Consider the following 17,733-nt stretch of genomic DNA (forward strand, 5'->3'; position numbering starts at 1 on the left):
CTAACTAATAATTGATTTTATTGGTTTTGTGGTGTGCTGAGCTGCCAGACATAAGCGGAAAGGAGCTGGATTTTGTCTTCGTCCAGAATGTCTTTCCACGCTGGCATAACGCCTTGGCGACCGTAGCGAATCGTTTCTTCAACGGCTTTACGAGAGCCACCAAATAGCCATACGTTATCAGTCAGATCAGGTGCACCAAATGCTGGGTTGCCCTTACCATCCGTGCCGTGACAAGCCGCACAAACAACGAAACGTGTTTTACCTTTCGCCGCTTCCTGAGCATTAACTTTACGACCCGATAGACTCAGTGTGTAAGAAGCCACTTCGCGAACTCCGTCATCACCAAAAGCATCAAGCCATGCTGGCATGTTACCCACTCGACCATTAACCAGAGTCGCTTTAATCGTTTCTGGCTCACCACCATACAACCAAGCGTCGTCTGTTAGGTTGGGGAAGCCTGACTGACCACGAGCATCAGAACCATGGCACTGAGCACAGTTTTGAATGAACAGACGCTGGCCCACTTTAATCGCTTCAGGATTCTTAGCAATTTCAGTGATGTCTTGCAGTTCATCCGAACCTGGCTTGTATGCGAGTTTACGGAAGGTTTCGCCGAAAACCGCATTCGCAGACGCTAGCTCACGCGCGTACTGATTGATACCGTCGCTGTCAGCGAGCAACTGACGCGACTCTTCAATGTTGGCAACGTCCTGAGCAGAACTCTTCCAATTGAAAACGCCTTTCCAGTTACCCAGACCAGGATACAGTACGAAATAGACTGCACCGAATACGATGGTCGCCCAAAACATGTACGACCACCACTTAGGCAGTGGATTATTCAGCTCACGAATACCATCGTATTCGTGGCCCATATCTTCACCATCAGCCACGCCATCAAGGTCTTTGCCACACCAAATAATCAGTGCGGCACAACCTACCAACGTACCAAGGGTAATGACAGTGATAAATAGACTCCAAAATGTAGTCATTTGTTATCTTCTCCTGTCTTTTTATCGCCTTTTTCCTCGTCCGCGAAGACAAGGTTAGCAGCTTCGTCGAATTCCTTTTTACGGCGACTGCTATAGGCCCAAAGCACAATTACAATGAAGCATACGAAAATCGCTAGCGTCCATAGGGCATGAAAAGATGCCATAAGAGCTCCTTACTTCATCGCGTGGCCGAGTGACTGCAAGTAAGCGATGATGGCATCCATCTCCGTCTTACCTTCAACGTCTGTTTTCGCATTTGCAATTTGCTCATCAGTGTAAGGAACACCGAACATATCGCGGAAAACAGTCAGTTTCTTAGCTGTGTTGTCGCCTGTCAGAACATTCTCTGCCAACCAAGGGAAGCCAGGCATGTTTGACTCAGGCACAACCGCACGGGGGTCGATAAGGTGAACGCGGTGCCACTCATCAGAGTAACGGTCACCAACGCGCGCCAAATCTGGACCTGTACGCTTGGAGCCCCATAGGAATGGGTGTTCCCAAACACTTTCACCCGCCACAGAGTAGTGGCCATAGCGCTCAGTTTCTGCACGGAATGGACGGATCATTTGGCTATGACAAACATTACAGCCTTCACGGATGTAAATGTCTCGGCCTTCCATCTCTAGCGCAGTGTAAGGGCGCAGGTTATCGACAGGTTCGGTCGTTTGCTTTTGGAACAACAGCGGGGTGATTTCAACAAGCGCACCTAAGCTGATAGCAATGACCGTGAGGATAGCGAAAAGACCAACATTCTTTTCTACAATTTCATGACGACTAGAACTCATTCGTTGGTCTCCTTATGCTGCTTGCTCAATGGATTTGAGGCTTGCTTTTGGTGCGGCAATAGTCTTGTAGGTGTTGTAAGCCATCAAGAGCATGCCTGACCAGAAGATTGCGCCACCAACGAAACGTACAAAGTAGAACGGATAAGACGCTTCCAAAGATTCTACAAAGCTGTAAGTCAGTGTGCCGTCAGTGTTAACTGCACGCCACATCAGACCCTGCATTACGCCGGAAATCCACATTGCAACGATGTACAGCACGGTACCTACAGTTGCTAGCCAAAAATGGACATTGATCAGGTTGATAGAGTACATACGCTCTTGCCCGAACAATTTTGGAATTAGGTGGTAAACCGCACCGATTGATACCATCGCTACCCACCCCAAGGCTCCGGAGTGAACGTGGCCGATTGTCCAGTCGGTGTAGTGTGACAGTGCGTTAACTGTCTTGATTGCCATCATCGGACCTTCGAAGGTAGACATACCGTAGAAAGACAGAGAAACAATCAGGAATCGGAGGATTGGGTCATAACGCAGTTTGTGCCAAGCACCTGACAGGGTCATGATACCGTTGATCATGCCACCCCAAGATGGAGCAAACAGGATAATAGACATCACCATACCCAGTGACTGAGTCCAGTCAGGCAGGGCAGTGTAATGCAGGTGGTGAGGACCTGCCCAGATGTACAGAGAAACCAGTGCCCAGAAGTGAACGATAGAAAGGCGATAGGAGTAAACCGGACGACCTGCTTGTTTCGGTACGAAGTAGTACATCATACCCAAGAAACCTGCAGTCAAAAGGAAGCCTACAGCATTGTGACCGTACCACCATTGGATCATGGCATCTATTGCGCCTGCATATATCGAATATGACTTCATTCCAGACACTGGAATAGCCATGCTGTTTACGATGTGCAGAACAGCGACTGTGATGATGAATCCACCGAAGAACCAGTTAGCAACATAGATGTGCGAGGTTTTTCGTTTGATCATGGTTCCGAAGAACACGACGGCGTATGACACCCACACAACCGCAATGGCGATATCGATTGGCCATTCCAGCTCAGCATACTCTTTACCACTGGTGAATCCCATTGGTAGTGTTATTGCTGCAGACAGAATGATTGCTTGCCATCCCCAGAAGGTAAATTCAGCCAGCTTGCCTCCGAACAATCTTGTCTGACAGGTGCGCTGCACGACGTAATAAGACGTCGCAAACAGGGCGCTGGTACCGAACGCAAAAATCACCGCATTAGTATGCAGTGGGCGTAAACGGCTATAAGTCAGATAAGGAATGTCGAAGTTCAGCGCAGGCCATACCAGCTGAGCGGCTATTAGAACACCAACACCCATGCCCACAATTCCCCATAGGATAGTTACCAAGGTGAATTGACGGACAACGCGGTAGTTGTATTCCAGTTCAAGCTGCTTTTCTTGGCTCATATTGCATGCTTCCACTTTTTTAATTACTACACTCACGTACTACAAAGTGACTTAAACGTCACAATGCCACCCCAGAAGCAATGCAATGCGGATAGTGATTGATTTATACCCACTTGATGCATTCCATTGCTATTTCATTGTAAAAGTGGCATTTTCATCGATAATAATACTTCAGTTATTCAGTTAAATACAGGGTCGAACCCACACTCGGTTTACGCTCGGGTAACATTTCTACTAAAACTTTGAGCTCTGTAACACGGGAAAAGTATAAATCACATGGCAGCAGAAAAACTAACCACAGGTCGTTTAGTACAAATATTAGTCGTTATGACGGTGCTTATAGCGGCTTTTATTTGGCGAACGCTAGAATATTCCGAATCCACTACTTTGCCGAAATGTTCAGTGGTGGCGGGAAGTTGCAGCGTTTTACTTCACGGCGAAACGATTGAAATTGAGTTTGAAAATCAAGACGATAAAACCCAGATTATGCGGGTGATCTCAGTGTTCGAGCCTGGTGAACTACGTCTGTTAGGAGAACCTGATGTTGTCATAACTTCTCACACAGTTTTGGCAACCGAAGGTGAAAAACGTGCCTATATTTATGGTTTACCTGTGGATGTTAATTACGGGCCAGCGCAAAAATGGATGTTATTCATTGATCAAGATCAATTAGAAATTAACTTTTAACATCGAATTAATATTTGTGCGAAATGCATTAACAATTTTCCGTTTGAATGTTTAAATCAACTGAACGCCTCAAATTCCATATTAAAACAGCTATAGGCTGCTTTTTTACTGCATGTTATTCTGATGAATTACCAAAATAAAAGGCTTGATGACGTACCGCTTTAGCGTTTATTGAGGACAAGTAATGGATTAGATCTGAAGTATCTGTTGCAATATCGGCACACTTAGGTCCTTGGGTGTATTGATGGGTTCCAATAATAACGTGGTTGACCTTTATGCCTTTACTCGGGAATTTGCTGATATGGGAGAGTTCGCAAAGCTTAAGGTGAAGGTCCTTTAGAGACTGGCCACTTTTCTCATCATTCGGGACGATAACATAGGTGAGAGAAAGCTCATCAGTTTCCTGCGAGAGCCCTTCATGTAACGACGCGAAGAAGCTTTCTTCGATTGGTATAGACAATTGACGAATCGATTCTTCGGTAACAACTACAACGACACCATTTACGGGACCAACATAACGTGTTGCCCAGTCAAATTCACCAGCAATCATGCCACGGTCAAAGGTCAAACAATGCCGGTATCGGACACGGGGTTCATCAGCGGCAATCGCATATCCGTCTTGCTCGTTATCCGCCAAATAAATAACGGTATTGCCTTTTTGGGCGAGACGTTTGCTAATTATTTGTCCTAAGGGAAGATTCGCATTAATTACGATATAGAGCTGGCTGTCCATTGCGCGCGCAGTTTTTTTGGTCAATGTTGGCGATTCTATCGTCTATTAATAGAGAATTCAGTGATTAAGCGAAAAGAATCACGGTAAATACTGGTGTTTGCAGAAGTGAGAGAGCTATTATTGAACGTATTGCCGCAAACAGCCGTGTAGATGTAAGTAAATGAGAATTGCGACATCATCATCGACAGCCCCCAATGCCAGTGAGGCCATCCAAGCAATTGCAGAAGAGATCTCGAGGAAAATCTCGACACCTTCTTTGATGCTTGTTTATTACACCGAAACGCAAGATGCCGAAGGTATCTTGTGCGAAATCAATCGCCGTTTTCCCACCACTTGTGTTGTTGGTTGTTCATCATGCCAAGGCACCATGACTGATAAAGGCTATGTGGGCGGGCACACCCTTGCTGTTTGGGCAGTTGAAGATCCAGAAGGCGCATATGGTTCAGCGCTATGCGAATTAAAGCAGGGCGATGATATCGCAGAATCAGCTAGCACTGTGCTTAGCAAAGCGATAGACAGAAGCGGCAGACCCGGAGAGCTTCCAGCACTTATCACGCTTCATGCAACACCGGGCCACGAAGAAACTATCTTAAGTGCAATACGCGACGAACTTGGTGTAAATGTACCTATTATTGGGGGGTCAGCTGCTGACGATGGTGTCAGTGGAAAATGGTCACTGTTAGATAACGAGCGCGTTACGTCTAATGGCATCTCCATGGCTGTCTTCTTTCCATCTGCACGCGTCAGTTACTCTTTTCACAATGGGTATGCGGCAATGGGGTTAAGTGCCATTGCCACCAGAGTGGATGGAAGGACGCTGGTTGAGTTGGATGGTAAACCAGCATTCAACGTTTACTCAAAGTGGTATTTCGAAGCCACTGGCAGCGAAATTAATCCTGACGCATTGTTTGCAAAATCCACACTCTTTCCCCTTGGTCGACAGACCGGTGAAATACATGGCATGCCTTATTACACGCTTTCCCATCCTGCGACAGTGTCGCCAGAAGGCGGCATACAAATGTTCTGTAACATACAAGAAGGTGAGACGGTTCATTTCATGTCAGGTACGACAGAAATGTTGGTATCGCGAGCAGGGCGCGTAGTGGACTCTGCCAACGACCATGATAAGAACACTCGTGATCCCATAGGTGGATTAGCGATCTACTGCGCAGGATGTATGTTACATGTTAGCGATTCTCTGCACAGCGTCGCAGCGAACATGCGTCTTTCTATGCATCATGCTCCTTTTATTTGCCCGTTCACATTTGGCGAGCAGGGACAGTTTCTCGGCGGGGAAATTGCCCACGGTAATTTGATGATATCCGCCGTATTGTTCCACAAGGAAGAGCTATGACAGGCGCAATCTCAGAGAAGTTGCAAGAAACACTGTTCGAACTGAACCGTGTTGAAGAGAGAGAGCGGAAATTCAAGGAAGAAAATAGTGCGATCCTGTCGGCTATATCTGCCATGTCTGGCGCCAGCAACAAAATCGAGGTCTTTAACACTCTACTCAAAGTGATTGAGCGTTATGTTTCTTTTGATAATGCCCTGGTACTGACCCGCAATAAAGAAACAGAAGACTCCTATTCCTGTTTAGTTTCTACATCACATAATGTGGAAAATTTCCTTTGGAAGGACGGAGGAACATTTTCCCGTTGCGTTAATGGCCAAACAGTCGTGCTTTACGCTCCAGATCGTGTGAAAGAATTTTCGCTGTTACACAACGAGGATTTTGATTCATGCCGTTCTGCCATCATCACTGGTATGACAGTGAATGCCAGCGAATCCATTTTGATCCTATTCGCATCGGAAAAAGGGCGTTTTGATACCAAGGCCCAGCAAGTTATTGAACGTTTCAGACCACTTATTGAGCGAACTATTATTGATATCGATTACCGGGAACGCCTTCAATGTCTGGTATCGGTAAAAACTCAGGAACTCACAGCAAGCCGGCAGCGATTCCGTGACTTTGCGAAAACGGCTGGCGACTGGTTCTGGGAAATAAATAACAACCTGCAATTTACATATCTGTCTTCACCTTCCAATGAATTGTATTCTGCTGAACCGCAGGCGATCATGAATCAACTCAATCGTCAGCCCGATGTGAAGCATAAACTGTTAGACCTTATCCAGCTGAAGCAACCTTTCTCAGAAGTAGAGTGGAAGGTTTACCACGAAGGGAAGGAACAGTGGATCAGCCTTTCTGGCCGTCCTTATTATGACAAGCGCGGAAATTGCATGGGTTTCCGTGGTACCGCCAAAGATATTACTGCTCGTAAGCAACGCGTACATGAACTGCAACAGGCGAGGCAACAGGCTGAATCTGCTAACGCTGCGAAATCTCAATTTCTCGCGATGATGAGTCATGAAATACGCACACCATTAAATGCGGTTATGGGCTTGTTAGACACACTGCAGCAATCACCACTGGATAATGAGCAAGCTGTCTGGGTTTCCCAAATGGATAAATCCGCGCAGTTGCTGCTCACCATCATCAATGATGTCCTTGACTTATCAAGGATTGAGTCAGAGCGATTTTCTCTACACCCTGAAAGCATGAACCCACGTGACAGTGTCACTGTTGTGTTTTCCCAGTTGAATGAAGTGTCGTCCAAAAAAGACATTCAAATGGAGATGGATATCGCTGATGACGTGCCAGACAACATCTATCAGGATGGAAATCGCTTCACACAGATATTATTGAATCTGGTTGGTAACGCAGTGAAATTTACCGAGCACGGTAAAGTGAAAGTATCGATGCGCGTGCTAAATGGGAGGTTGAAACTCTCGGTGCAAGACACCGGGATTGGTATCAATGCCGAGCGCAAGAAAGATGTATTCCAACCATTTACCCAAGCGGACGGCAGTATCACACGACAGTACGGCGGAACAGGACTTGGCCTTTCTATCTGTAAAAAACTCGTCTCTATGATGAATGGCAGCATAGATTTTGAAAGCGAGCTAGGCGTTGGTACTACTTTCTACATCGATATTCCATTGATCGAACCTTCACCAACTGAACCTGTGAAAAAAGACAACACAGACAACAGTGACCTGCATTCTTTGAATATCTTGGTTGCGGAAGATAGCAAAGCTAATCAGATGGTCGTGAAGTTGATGCTGGAAAAAGCAGGGCATCACGTTGTCGTCGCTAACAACGGCAAAGAAACTGTTGATTTGGTTCACGATGGTCGTGTTCAATTCGATATGATTTTAATGGACATGTCTATGCCGGTTTTATGTGGTGTAGAAGCAACCAAACAGCTACGCGCTGAAGGGTATACCTTGCCAATTATCGCTTTAACAGCAAACGCTATGAATGAAGACAAAGAGCGCTGTATGGAAGCAGGCATGGATGATTTCGTGACAAAACCAATACGTGCAGTGGTTCTAAAACAGGCGTTACGGCGTCACGTAAAGGTTGGCGCACAAATAAATTAGTTGTTATCTGTTCGTTTTCTTTTAGTAAGTGACGCTGTCACTTACTAAAAGAGCAACGCTTAATTATCTTATCCTTATAATTATTTACACTTAACAAATAGTTACTGAACGCTTGTGCGATCGGTGATAGCTCCTTGTCACTTCGATGAACCAAATACCAATGCCGTATAATAGGCATGTCTTCCACATCCAACACTGTCAGTTTGCCTGCTTCCAGTTCAAGAGAAATAGTGTGGCTGGACACTATTCCCATACTTAAACCGGCAGACACAGCCTGTTTAATCGCTTCACTTGCACTCATTTCCGCAGAGACATTCAGTTCGTGTCCGCGCTGAAGAAAAAAGCGTTCAATCGAAAACCGCGTGCCAGAACCTTTCTCTCTCACAACCATAGGTTCATTAGCTATCACAGATAATGGAATCTTCTTTTGTTGGCTAAGCGGATGATTCACAGGGGCGATGACCACCAGTGGGTTCTCCATAAATACTGTGGCTTCTACATCAAACTCTGCTGGCGGTTTTCCCATGATCACCAGGTCACAATCGTTGCTCTTAATATCTTTGAGCAACTGCTCTCTGTTCGTCACTTTCAGACTGATTTTAATGCCCGGATGTTGCTGGGAAAACTCAGCCAGAAGTTTGGCGGCAAAATAGTTCGCGGTGCTGGCAACGGTCACTTTAAGTTTGCCGCAGGTCAGTGATTTCATGTTCTCAAACGCATCTTCCGCATCGCGCAGTTGTTCGGAAATGCGTTCGCAGTAACCTAAAAGTTCTTCACCGGCATGAGTGAGATACAGGGATTTCCCTAAATGCTCAAATAACGGCAAACCAATATTGTCTTCGAGCTGTTTAATTTGCATTGAAACGGCAGGTTGGGTGAGGTGTAGTTCAGAGGCAGCGCGCGTGAAACTTAAGTGCGTCGCCACCGCTTGAAAGATATTGAGCTGTCTTAACGTCAAATGCATAACAACCTTCCTTGTTTCTTATGCAGAGAGTGCTTTTAATGAACAGCGAATGATTAGGCAGACGTCCGGGTAATGCTCGCGAATAAGTTCGGTAATACATCAGGCAGTCTGTTGGCATCATCCAAAACTGAATAATGGCCTTCACCAAATATCTGAGCGACGTAATTGTCCGCGTCCGGATCTATCGTCAGACAGAATGGAGTGATGCCTTGCATTAACACATCATCGATAGCATGTTTGGTATCTGCCTGAAGATAAAGCGGATCACGGCTGTCTATGTCCGCAGGTTCACCATCGCTGACCATTAACAGTAGTTTTTTTCGCTGGGGTTGCTGAGCCAAATATGTTTTGGCGTGTCGCAATGCTGCGCCCATTCGGGTTGATAATCCGCCTTCCATTGCAGCTAACCGGGACTTTGTAGTGTCATCGTAAGCTTCATCAAAATCTTTAAAGCGTTGATAACGAACATCACTTCGGCCGTTAGAGTTAAACCCATGAATAGCAAACGGATCCCCAATGCCATCAATCGCATTGGCTAACATCACCGCCGCTTCCTGGGCAATATCCAGCACCCAGAGGTCACTGTGATTGCCAGGTAGTGAATCCATGGTCGATTGAGAGAGATCCAGTAAAACCAACACGGCCAAATCCCGTTCACGCCGAATAAGTCTTTGGTCAATGTTCATATCAGGCAGCGCGCCACGACGAATTTCTTTCATGGCATCGATTGCAGCATCCAGATCCAACTCATCACCTTCAAACTGTTTCCTGAACCTCTGCAGTCCTTTGGGTTGAAGGGCTTCAATGATGGCTTTGATTTTCCTGAGTTGGGCTTGTCGGTTCTCGACGAGTTTATCAATGTCTGCCGCTGCACCTTTCTTCACAGAACGCTCGGTAAGCGTCACCCAAGCCGGACGGGCTTGGTTTGCGGTGTAATCCCATTCTGGATAATAGAAGGGCGAGGATATTTGTTGCTTGCCTTCCAGCTCATTCATGCTGACGTTTTCAGGATCACCATCGCGAAAGAATTCAGACTCCAAAATCCACACTTCCTGAGCATTGTCATCGGCGAGTTCATTGTCGATTTCGTTGACCATCTCCATCACATTGACGGTTCTTTTCACCTGTGGCTCGGACAGTAGAGGCCACTGATAAAACTCATCACCATCTTCGAGCCAAAGGTAAGTATTGTCGTCACGATAACAGACAGCCTCAGGCTCACCTGTTTCAACAAATTCACCCAAAGCTGAAACCAGTTGGCCAGGAAGTTTATTCATTTCATGTTGCTGAGCATCACGACTGTCTAAATCGATCAATCTGTTGAAGGCATTCACGGCAAATGCCAAAGTCGGCGGCGCATCCTCGATATTGCCAGTCAGTAACGCCAGAGAAAGCTGACTCGATAGGCAATGACTTTGGTGAGTTTTCTCGAGGTGAAAGGGCATCCATAGTTGGCGCAACCCCTGAAATTCTCTGATTGCCATTGCTTCCACGCGCGCATCTTCTAACACGCCGAACCAATAGCGTTCAGTCCTTGAGTATTCATCGGCCGGTGTTGGTCTTGAATATATCAAGTGCGCTGCCGCGTGGGCAGCCGCAGCCCGGAAACGGTTTTTCGCTGAAAGTGCAGCGTTATCTGTGCTTGCAGCTTCCAATGCATCGGGAAGAAAAATCGTACCTGCTTGAATACTAGGAATAGTAGCCACCGCAGTGCAATCATCCGATTGAACGGTATCGCTAATACAAGGACGAAGAAAGAAATCACGCCCCCAAATCGCGCGAATGAAGAAATGCAATTGGCGCTGAACATCAACAAACAGCGTGCCGCGGCGTTGTCGTTGGAAGATATTTTGACTGTCCACTGACGACAGCGTGAAGTAACTGTTGAGCGCTTCAATATCATGAGCGTGGGCTTTCGCCCCAATCATGGCCCAGTGGCGTAATCCCAATATAGGCAATGATGTGAGCAAGCTGGGTGACCGCGTAAGGAACACATTAAGACACCTTGGTGCTTTGCGAGCGAGGTCCTCGACCAGCTTTTGATAAACGGCCAAACCTTCCTTCGAGCAAAGTCGTTCCGAAACAGCTGGCAGGGTATTCAGGTATTGTGATAAACGCGCAGAGCCCAACCAATCTGCGAGCAAAAGAACCGATCCTGATATGCTTTCAGTGACACTGTCACTTGTATATTTATGAGTATTGGGAACAGAGAGTAAGAAGGCGGAGATAACGTCATCTGATTGATATTTATTCATTAAATTTAGAGTCTCACACAGGAAAGTATTCAACTCGTAAGCATTCATCAGTGCGTCTGCTTCCTGAAAGCCAGTTTCAAAAGCGAGCTTTAACCCATCTGTTTTTTCGACCAGCTGCGCTTCAATTCTTTGTTTATTGGCGCGTATTCTGTCATCCATATTTAGCCCCAAAATATCTCGTCAGAAGCAACCCTGAACCGTTGTTTCTAAGGTTTCTCGAATGTCTGCGTCATCGCTCAGCGGACGAACCAAAGCCATGTGGCAGGCCGCAACAGGGGGAATGCCTTTCTTGATAAGTTGAGCGGTATACACCAGAAGGCGGGTAGAGATACCTTCATTGAGCCCATGCCCGACCAGATTCCTGGCATGTTTTGCTATTTGAATAAGTCGGCCTGCCGTTCCTTCATCGATCCCGGTTTCATGGCAAACAATCGAAATTTCGGTTTCTTCATCCGGATATTCGAACTCCAATGCAGCAAAGCGCTGTTTCGTTGATGTCTTAAGGTCTTTCATCAGCGTTTGGTAACCGGGGTTATAGGAAATCACCAATTGGAAATCGTCATGTGCCTGCAGCAGCTCACCTTTCTTTTCCAGAGACAGTGTCCGGCGGTAGTCAGTGAGAGAATGAATAGCGACAGTCGTATCCTGACGCGCTTCAACCACTTCATCGAGATAACAAATCGCACCGATTCTCGCTGCGATCGTCAATGGACCATCTTGCCAGTAGGTGCCTTCTGCATTGAGTAGGTAGCGGCCAATTAAGTCGGAAGCTGTCATGTCTTCATGACACGAAATCGTGATAAGCGGTTTACCCAATCGCCAGGCCATATGTTCAATAAAGCGTGTTTTCCCGCAGCCCGTGGGACCTTTGAGCATCATAGGAATGCGAGAATCATACGCGGCTTGGTACAGCGAAATTTCGTCGCCAGATTCTTGATAGTAAGGCTCGTTGGCAATCAGATATTGATTGTTCAGCGGCACAGGTTGGATTGCCTGACTCATAGTGAACTCCGTAACGAATGAGCTAAACCAACAGGGAAAAAGGACTGGGAGACGCAGGACTGTGGATTCCCAGCCAAGCCCTATCGAAAAGGTTTACCCAAACAGCACCGGAGACGTTTGGGTAAGTTCGGCGTTACTCAAATCCAGGGGCGCGGTAGATAACCATGGATGATCCCTGACTTTGGCGATAGTTGTCATAACCAATCAAACGAACATGGTGGTTCGGATTCAGGTTATGGCAGAGCTGTGCTTCGTTCAGGATCTGATCCACATTGGTTTCACCAAACATGGGCAGTTTCCACATGTACCAGAAGGAGCTTGTCGCTTCCTCCGGCTCAGTGTGCTCAATGGCCGGGTTCCAACCTTTACTGACGATAAACTCGACCTGACGGCGAATCTGTTCGGCGGTCATTCTCGGCAGATAAGAAAAGGTTTCAAACTTGCGGCTGTGTGGGTCTGTCAGCCGCGACGAATAATCCATCACTTCACTCATTGGGATTCTCCTTCATCTATCACTAAGCGTGCACAACATCGAGTTTGTCGACCGTATCGAATTCAAACTTGATCTCTTTCCACGTTTCCATGGCGGCCTTCAACTCAGGACTGTGTTTCGCTGCTTGCGTAAGAATGTCTTTGCCTTCACGTTCCAAAACCCGACCTTCATTACGCGCTTGTGTACAAGCTTCCAGAGCGACACGGTTGGCAGCTGCGCCTGCGGCATTACCCCAAGGGTGACCCAAGGTTCCGCCGCCAAATTGGAAGACTGCGTCATCACCGAAAATAGAGACCAAAGCAGGCATATGCCACACATGGATACCGCCAGACGCCACGGGCAGAACGCCAGGCATAGAGCCAAAATCCTGGTCGAAGAAAATGCCACGGGAACGATCTTCCTTAATGAAGCGATCACGCATGATGTCAATCCAGCCCAGCGTTGCCTCACGGTCGCCTTCGAGTTTGCCCACCACGGTACCTGAATGAAGATGATCACCCCCTGACAGACGCAGGCATTTCGAGAGCACACGGAAATGAATACCGTGGCGGGGATTTCTATCAAGAACGGCATGCATCGCACGGTGAATATGCAGCAACATGCCGTTTTCACGACACCAGTTCGCCAGACCTGTATTGGCGGTAAAACCCGCGGTCAGGTAGTCGTGCATGATGATGGGCATATCGAGTTCTTTAGCGAACTCTGCGCGGCGATACATTTCTTCCGGGGTAGGCGCGGTCACATTCAGATAATGGCCTTTACGCTCTCCGGTTTCTCGCTCGGCGCGGTGAATGGCTTCGGCGACATACTCGAAACGATCACGCCAGCGCATGAAAGGCTGAGAATTCACGTTCTCGTCATCTTTAGTGAAATCCAACCCTCCACGAAGACCTTCATAACACGCGCGACCATAATTCTTTGCAGACAAACCCAGCTTGGGTTTAATGGTGCAACCCAACAGCGCACGGCCGTATTTGTTGAGCTTGTCGCGCTCGACTTGAATACCGTTTGGCGGCCCGCCACAGGTTTTCACATACGCGATGGGGAATCGCACATCTTCAAGCCGCAAACCACGAATCGCTTTAAAGCCGAATACATTACCAACGAGCGACGTCAGCACGTTAACCACAGATCCTTCTTCAAACAAATCGATGGGATAGGCGACAAAGGCATAAAAGGTACTGTCATCGCCCGGCACATCCTCAATCGCGTAAGCGCGTCCTTTGTAGTAATCCAAATCCGTGAGCAAGTCAGTCCATACCGTTGTCCATGTACCGGTCGAGGACTCTGCAGCAACCGCGGCGGCGGCTTCTTCTCTTGGCACACCCGGTTGGGGTTCGATTTTAAAACACGCCAGAATGTCGGTGTCAGCGGGGGTATATTCGGGCATCCAGTATGTTTCCCGGTACTCCTTTACACCTGCCTGATAACTCTTAGCCATAACCCATTTCCTTCTGTGAATCGCCAGATGGCTTGAAACCTTCTGATGAAGATTGCTTGTGATTAAGTGTTGGGAAATGGCGGCCACAAGTGAAATTGGTTCTTCTTATGCTCAGGATAAGAAGTTCTGTTAAAAGGCAGATTTTCACCATTTTGATGACGAAGAAAAACGCTAATATATTGAATTTAGGCAGCAATATTTGATTAATGACGATTCGACAAAGCAGAGTTTTTGTCAGGCACTAATTCGCTAACAAACTGATTTCATTTGGTTAAGTGTTCGAATATCAAGGCTATAAGTTTTACTTATCGTCTTTGCGGCTATTCCTGATTGGAGTCACCGTAACCGACTGGATAACTTGGAATGCAGAAGGAATTTTATTTTGCGTCCAAGGAGACCGTCATGGCACTGATCAGTTTGAGACAATTGCTCGACCACGCCGCCGAATTTGGATACGGCGTTCCCGCATTTAACGTCAACAATATGGAGCAGGTACACGCCATTATGGGGGCTGCTGCCAGCTGCGATGCGCCCGTGATCCTGCAAGCGTCAGCGGGAGCCAGAACCTATGCAGGGGCAGGGTTCCTGCGTCATTTAATGCTGGCATCTGTAGAGCAATGGCCAGAAATTCCTGTCGTCGTACATCAGGATCACGGAGCTTCACCCGCAGTCTGCCTGCAATCTATCCAGCAGGGATTTACCTCTGTCATGATGGACGGATCCTTGCTCGAAGACATGAAAACGCCAGCGAGTTACGAATACAACTGCGATGTAACAGCGCGGGTGGTTGATATGTCACACACTGGTGGCGTTTCTGTAGAAGGGGAATTGGGTTGCTTAGGCTCACTCGAAACGGGCACAGCTGGTGAAGAAGACGGCTCTGGTGCAGAAGGGGTGTTGAGCCACGATCAATTGCTGACTGATCCGGAAGAGGCCGCCATGTTTGTGCGTCAAACAGGCGTTGATGCTTTGGCTATCGCCATTGGTACCAGCCATGGCGCTTACAAATTCAGCCGCCCACCAACGGGCGACATTCTTGCCATCGAGCGTGTAAAAGCGATCCACGAAAGGATCCCGGATACGCATTTAGTGATGCATGGTTCATCGTCCGTGCCACAGGAATGGTTGCAAATCATCAATGAGTTTGGTGGTGATATGGGAGAAACCTACGGCGTCCCAGTGGAGGAGATTGTCGAAGGGATCCGCCACGGCGTTCGCAAGGTGAACATTGATACCGACCTTCGCATGGCAAGCACAGGCGCGGTGCGACGTTTCCTCGCACAAAACCCCAGTAACTTTGATCCCAGAAAATTCCTCGCAGCCGCCACCAAAGCCATGGAAGCCTTGTGTAAAGAACGCTATCAAGCCTTTGGCTGCGCAGGCATGGCATCCAAAATCAAACCCGTCAATCTGGAAGTCATGTCTGCCCGTTATGCTTCCGGTGAATTGAATCCCTCCGTCAGATGAAATCGATCTGAACCCTCAACGCATTTCATTTGAAGGAGAAACCTATGTCAGTGAAACATCCTATTGTGGCAGTAACCGGATCGTCCGGTGCTGGCACCTCAACAGTAAAAAACGCGATGGAACAAATTTTCCGTCGTAACCAGTTCAAAGCCGCCGTGATCGAAGGCGACAGCTACCACAAATACGACCGAGCAGAGATGCGGGAAAGGCTGAGGAGGGCGCAGGAAAAAGGGAAGAACCTGAGTCATTTTGGTCCTGAAGGCAACGATTTCGCCGAACTGGAGAAAACCTTCCGAGCTTATGCAGAATCCGGTACCGCGCTGCGTCGTTACTATGTTCACAACGAAGAGGAAGCCCAGCTTCACCAATCACGACCCGGTACATTCACCGATTGGAGCCAGATCCCCGAAGGATCGGATCTTTTGTTCTATGAAGGTCTGCATGGCGGCGTGGTTACTGCTGCCAGTAATGTCGCGCAATACGTTGACCTTTTAATTGGTGTGGTTCCCATCGTGAACCTGGAATGGATTCAAAAAATCCACCGCGATACCCATGTGCGGGGCTACAGTCGTGAAGCCGTGACTGACACCATTTTGCGTCGCATGCATGATTATGTTCATTACATTACGCCGCAATTTTCACTCTCGGATATCAATTTCCAGCGCGTGCCTATGGTGGATACCTCGAACCCGTTTATCTCGCGCGATATTCCTACTTTGGACGAAAGCATGGTGGTGATTCGTTTCCGCGACCCTAAGAAAACCGGCGTTGATTTCCAGCACCTGCTCAATATGATCCGCGGTTCGTTTATGTCCAGACGTAACAATATCGTCGTGCCTGGCGGAAAAATGGGATTCGCGATGGAGTTGATCATGCAACCACTGATTGAAGAACTGGTGCTGCACGGCTCTAACCGCGTGAGTGTTGAAACCACCCATGATCGCTTCTCGAAGCGCGTGCCAGCGCTGTAAGGAGGAGCCATGATCAGGAAAGGAACGACATTTACACGTTTTATCATCGAAGATTTACGAAAACTGCCCGAAGCGACAGGTGACTTTACCTTGCTGCTCAACACCATCGTCACGGCCTGTAAAGAGATTGCGGACGACGTGAGCCGTGGACAACTCATCAATGTGCTTGGCTCAGCTGATACTGAGAATGTTCAGGGAGAAACCCAGAAAAAGCTCGATGTAATTTCCAATGAAATCCTGATCAAAGCGCTGGAATGGTCAGGGCATGTAGGCGCGATGGCATCGGAAGAAATGGAAGAGGTTTATCCCATTCCCACCAAGTTTCCCAAAGGGAAATACCTGCTGGTTTTCGACCCGTTAGACGGTTCTTCAAACACCGAAGTGAATGTCTCGATTGGGACGATTTTCTCGATTCTGCGCTGTCCGTCGGGTATTTCAATCCCGACAGAGCAGGATTTTTTGCAACCGGGTGCCAGTCAGGTATGTGCAGGATACGTCCTCTATGGACCAGCGACCAATCTGGTGTTGAGCACAGGGCAGGGGGTGAATGGCTTTACGCTGGACAGAGACATTGGCGAGTTCATTCTCACCCATCCTAATCTCACGATTCCCGAAAAGACCAGCGAGTTTGCCATCAATATGTCGAACCAACGCCACTGGGAACCTGCAGTAAAACGCTATATCGATGAGGTTGTCGAAGGTAAAGAAGGCCCTCGGGGACGAGACTTTAATACCCGCTGGGTCGCTTCCATGGTCGCCGAAGTTCACCGGATTCTAATGCGTGGCGGCATATTTCTATATCCGCGGGACAGCCGTGAGAACGTGAAAGAAGGGCGCTTGCGTCTACTTTATGAAGCTAACCCTATGAGCTTCATCATCGAACAGGCCGGAGGCGCAGCATCAACGGGTAGGGAGCGTATTCTCTCCGTTAAACCTCACCGTTTGCATCAACGCATTCCCGTCGTTATCGGTGCCCGAGAAGAAGTGGAAAGGGTGGAACGGTATCACCTCAGCATGGATAAAGAGTCATAACCCCATGATATAAAGATAGAATTAAAGGTGAAT

The 17,733-nt window shown here is 47.7% G+C and carries 16 protein-coding genes; 6 read left to right on the plus strand and 10 right to left on the minus strand.

The window, feature by feature from the left end; translation table 11 throughout:
• Nucleotides 1–17 precede the first annotated feature (17 nt).
• Genes ccoP through ccoN form a run of 4 tightly spaced genes read right to left on the minus strand, consistent with a single transcriptional unit; the run spans nucleotide 18 to nucleotide 3,214 of the window.
• Nucleotides 18–989 (minus strand): cytochrome-c oxidase, cbb3-type subunit III, encoded by a 972-nt coding sequence (ccoP, locus tag K6Q96_RS08515; protein WP_251879505.1) that lies wholly within the window; start codon nucleotides 987–989, stop codon nucleotides 18–20.
• On the minus strand, nucleotides 986–1,153 hold the full coding sequence (locus K6Q96_RS08520; RefSeq protein ID WP_002537147.1) for a CcoQ/FixQ family Cbb3-type cytochrome c oxidase assembly chaperone: 168 nt from the start codon (nucleotides 1,151–1,153) through the stop codon (nucleotides 986–988). The genes ccoP and K6Q96_RS08520 overlap by 4 nt, the downstream gene beginning before the upstream one ends.
• A gap of 9 nt (nucleotides 1,154–1,162) precedes the next feature.
• Entirely contained in the window at nucleotides 1,163–1,774 is a 612-nt protein-coding gene (gene ccoO / locus K6Q96_RS08525) for a cytochrome-c oxidase, cbb3-type subunit II (protein ID WP_251879507.1), read from the minus strand.
• A 12-nt stretch (nucleotides 1,775–1,786) separates the two neighbouring features.
• Complete coding sequence (gene ccoN, locus K6Q96_RS08530) at nucleotides 1,787–3,214, minus strand: cytochrome-c oxidase, cbb3-type subunit I (RefSeq protein ID WP_251879509.1); 1,428 nt, start codon at nucleotides 3,212–3,214, stop codon at nucleotides 1,787–1,789.
• A 276-nt stretch (nucleotides 3,215–3,490) separates the two neighbouring features.
• On the opposite strand from ccoN, the gene K6Q96_RS08535 reads away from it, so the two are divergent.
• Nucleotides 3,491–3,901 carry a hypothetical protein gene (locus K6Q96_RS08535; RefSeq protein WP_251879511.1) on the plus strand — a complete coding sequence of 137 codons (411 nt, stop codon included), beginning with the start codon at nucleotides 3,491–3,493 and terminating at the stop codon, nucleotides 3,899–3,901.
• Between the two features lie 115 nt (nucleotides 3,902–4,016).
• Here K6Q96_RS08535 and K6Q96_RS08540 read toward each other — a convergent pair whose 3' ends face one another.
• Nucleotides 4,017–4,658, minus strand: a complete 642-nt coding sequence (locus K6Q96_RS08540; RefSeq protein ID WP_251879513.1) for a hypothetical protein — start codon at nucleotides 4,656–4,658, stop codon at nucleotides 4,017–4,019.
• Nucleotides 4,659–4,794: 136 nt separating this feature from the next.
• On the opposite strand from K6Q96_RS08540, the gene K6Q96_RS08545 reads away from it, so the two are divergent.
• Nucleotides 4,795–5,988, plus strand: a complete 1,194-nt coding sequence (locus K6Q96_RS08545; RefSeq protein ID WP_251879515.1) for an FIST signal transduction protein — start codon at nucleotides 4,795–4,797, stop codon at nucleotides 5,986–5,988.
• On the plus strand, nucleotides 5,985–8,075 hold the full coding sequence (locus K6Q96_RS08550) for an ATP-binding protein (protein ID WP_251879517.1): 2,091 nt from the start codon (nucleotides 5,985–5,987) through the stop codon (nucleotides 8,073–8,075). Before K6Q96_RS08545 ends, K6Q96_RS08550 begins: the two co-directional genes overlap by 4 nt.
• 37 nt (nucleotides 8,076–8,112) lie before the next feature.
• On the opposite strand, the gene K6Q96_RS08555 is transcribed toward K6Q96_RS08550, so the two are convergent.
• The 5 genes from K6Q96_RS08555 to K6Q96_RS08575 form a co-directional block, all read right to left on the minus strand.
• On the minus strand, nucleotides 8,113–9,039 hold the full coding sequence (locus K6Q96_RS08555; protein WP_251879519.1) for a LysR family transcriptional regulator: 927 nt from the start codon (nucleotides 9,037–9,039) through the stop codon (nucleotides 8,113–8,115).
• Nucleotides 9,040–9,092: 53 nt separating this feature from the next.
• The gene (locus K6Q96_RS08560) at nucleotides 9,093–11,453 is read right to left on the minus strand and encodes a nitric oxide reductase activation protein NorD (RefSeq protein ID WP_251879521.1); all 2,361 of its coding nucleotides are present in this window, start codon (nucleotides 11,451–11,453) and stop codon (nucleotides 9,093–9,095) included.
• Between the two features lie 21 nt (nucleotides 11,454–11,474).
• On the minus strand, nucleotides 11,475–12,296 hold the full coding sequence (locus tag K6Q96_RS08565; protein ID WP_251879523.1) for a CbbQ/NirQ/NorQ/GpvN family protein: 822 nt from the start codon (nucleotides 12,294–12,296) through the stop codon (nucleotides 11,475–11,477).
• A 133-nt stretch (nucleotides 12,297–12,429) separates the two neighbouring features.
• Nucleotides 12,430–12,789, minus strand: coding sequence for a ribulose bisphosphate carboxylase small subunit (locus K6Q96_RS08570; protein WP_251879525.1), 360 nt, complete (start codon nucleotides 12,787–12,789; stop codon nucleotides 12,430–12,432).
• 22 nt (nucleotides 12,790–12,811) lie between these two features.
• The gene (locus K6Q96_RS08575; RefSeq protein ID WP_251879526.1) at nucleotides 12,812–14,230 is read right to left on the minus strand and encodes a form I ribulose bisphosphate carboxylase large subunit; all 1,419 of its coding nucleotides are present in this window, start codon (nucleotides 14,228–14,230) and stop codon (nucleotides 12,812–12,814) included.
• A 402-nt stretch (nucleotides 14,231–14,632) separates the two neighbouring features.
• On the opposite strand from K6Q96_RS08575, the gene fba reads away from it, so the two are divergent.
• The 3 genes from fba to K6Q96_RS08590 are packed head-to-tail and all read left to right on the plus strand — an operon-like array spanning nucleotide 14,633 to nucleotide 17,700.
• Nucleotides 14,633–15,697 (plus strand): class II fructose-bisphosphate aldolase, encoded by a 1,065-nt coding sequence (fba, locus tag K6Q96_RS08580; RefSeq protein WP_251879528.1) that lies wholly within the window; start codon nucleotides 14,633–14,635, stop codon nucleotides 15,695–15,697.
• A gap of 44 nt (nucleotides 15,698–15,741) precedes the next feature.
• Nucleotides 15,742–16,668, plus strand: coding sequence for a phosphoribulokinase (locus K6Q96_RS08585; RefSeq protein WP_251879530.1), 927 nt, complete (start codon nucleotides 15,742–15,744; stop codon nucleotides 16,666–16,668).
• Between the two features lie 9 nt (nucleotides 16,669–16,677).
• On the plus strand, nucleotides 16,678–17,700 hold the full coding sequence (locus K6Q96_RS08590) for a class 1 fructose-bisphosphatase (protein WP_251879532.1): 1,023 nt from the start codon (nucleotides 16,678–16,680) through the stop codon (nucleotides 17,698–17,700).
• The last annotated feature ends 33 nt before the right edge of the window (nucleotides 17,701–17,733 follow it).

Source organism: Grimontia kaedaensis (assembly GCF_023746615.1).
In the GTDB taxonomy this organism is placed as follows: Bacteria; Pseudomonadota; Gammaproteobacteria; order Enterobacterales; family Vibrionaceae; genus Enterovibrio; species Enterovibrio kaedaensis.

Excerpts from the sequence above, each read along its gene's own strand:
- K6Q96_RS08545 (WP_251879515.1), top strand. The coding sequence starts at position 4,795 with ATGAGAATTGCGACATCATCATCGACAGCCCCCAATGCCAGTGAGGCC.
- K6Q96_RS08575 (WP_251879526.1), bottom strand. The coding sequence starts at position 14,230 with ATGGCTAAGAGTTATCAGGCAGGTGTAAAGGAGTACCGGGAAACATAC.
- K6Q96_RS08520 (WP_002537147.1), bottom strand. The coding sequence starts at position 1,153 with ATGGCATCTTTTCATGCCCTATGGACGCTAGCGATTTTCGTATGCTTC.
- K6Q96_RS08550 (WP_251879517.1), top strand. The coding sequence starts at position 5,985 with ATGACAGGCGCAATCTCAGAGAAGTTGCAAGAAACACTGTTCGAACTG.
- K6Q96_RS08570 (WP_251879525.1), bottom strand. The coding sequence starts at position 12,789 with ATGAGTGAAGTGATGGATTATTCGTCGCGGCTGACAGACCCACACAGC.
- ccoO (WP_251879507.1), bottom strand. The coding sequence starts at position 1,774 with ATGAGTTCTAGTCGTCATGAAATTGTAGAAAAGAATGTTGGTCTTTTC.
- K6Q96_RS08565 (WP_251879523.1), bottom strand. The coding sequence starts at position 12,296 with ATGAGTCAGGCAATCCAACCTGTGCCGCTGAACAATCAATATCTGATT.
- fba (WP_251879528.1), top strand. The coding sequence starts at position 14,633 with ATGGCACTGATCAGTTTGAGACAATTGCTCGACCACGCCGCCGAATTT.
- ccoP (WP_251879505.1), bottom strand. The coding sequence starts at position 989 with ATGACTACATTTTGGAGTCTATTTATCACTGTCATTACCCTTGGTACG.
- K6Q96_RS08585 (WP_251879530.1), top strand. The coding sequence starts at position 15,742 with ATGTCAGTGAAACATCCTATTGTGGCAGTAACCGGATCGTCCGGTGCT.
- K6Q96_RS08560 (WP_251879521.1), bottom strand. The coding sequence starts at position 11,453 with ATGGATGACAGAATACGCGCCAATAAACAAAGAATTGAAGCGCAGCTG.
- ccoN (WP_251879509.1), bottom strand. The coding sequence starts at position 3,214 with ATGAGCCAAGAAAAGCAGCTTGAACTGGAATACAACTACCGCGTTGTC.
- K6Q96_RS08590 (WP_251879532.1), top strand. The coding sequence starts at position 16,678 with ATGATCAGGAAAGGAACGACATTTACACGTTTTATCATCGAAGATTTA.
- K6Q96_RS08555 (WP_251879519.1), bottom strand. The coding sequence starts at position 9,039 with ATGCATTTGACGTTAAGACAGCTCAATATCTTTCAAGCGGTGGCGACG.
- K6Q96_RS08535 (WP_251879511.1), top strand. The coding sequence starts at position 3,491 with ATGGCAGCAGAAAAACTAACCACAGGTCGTTTAGTACAAATATTAGTC.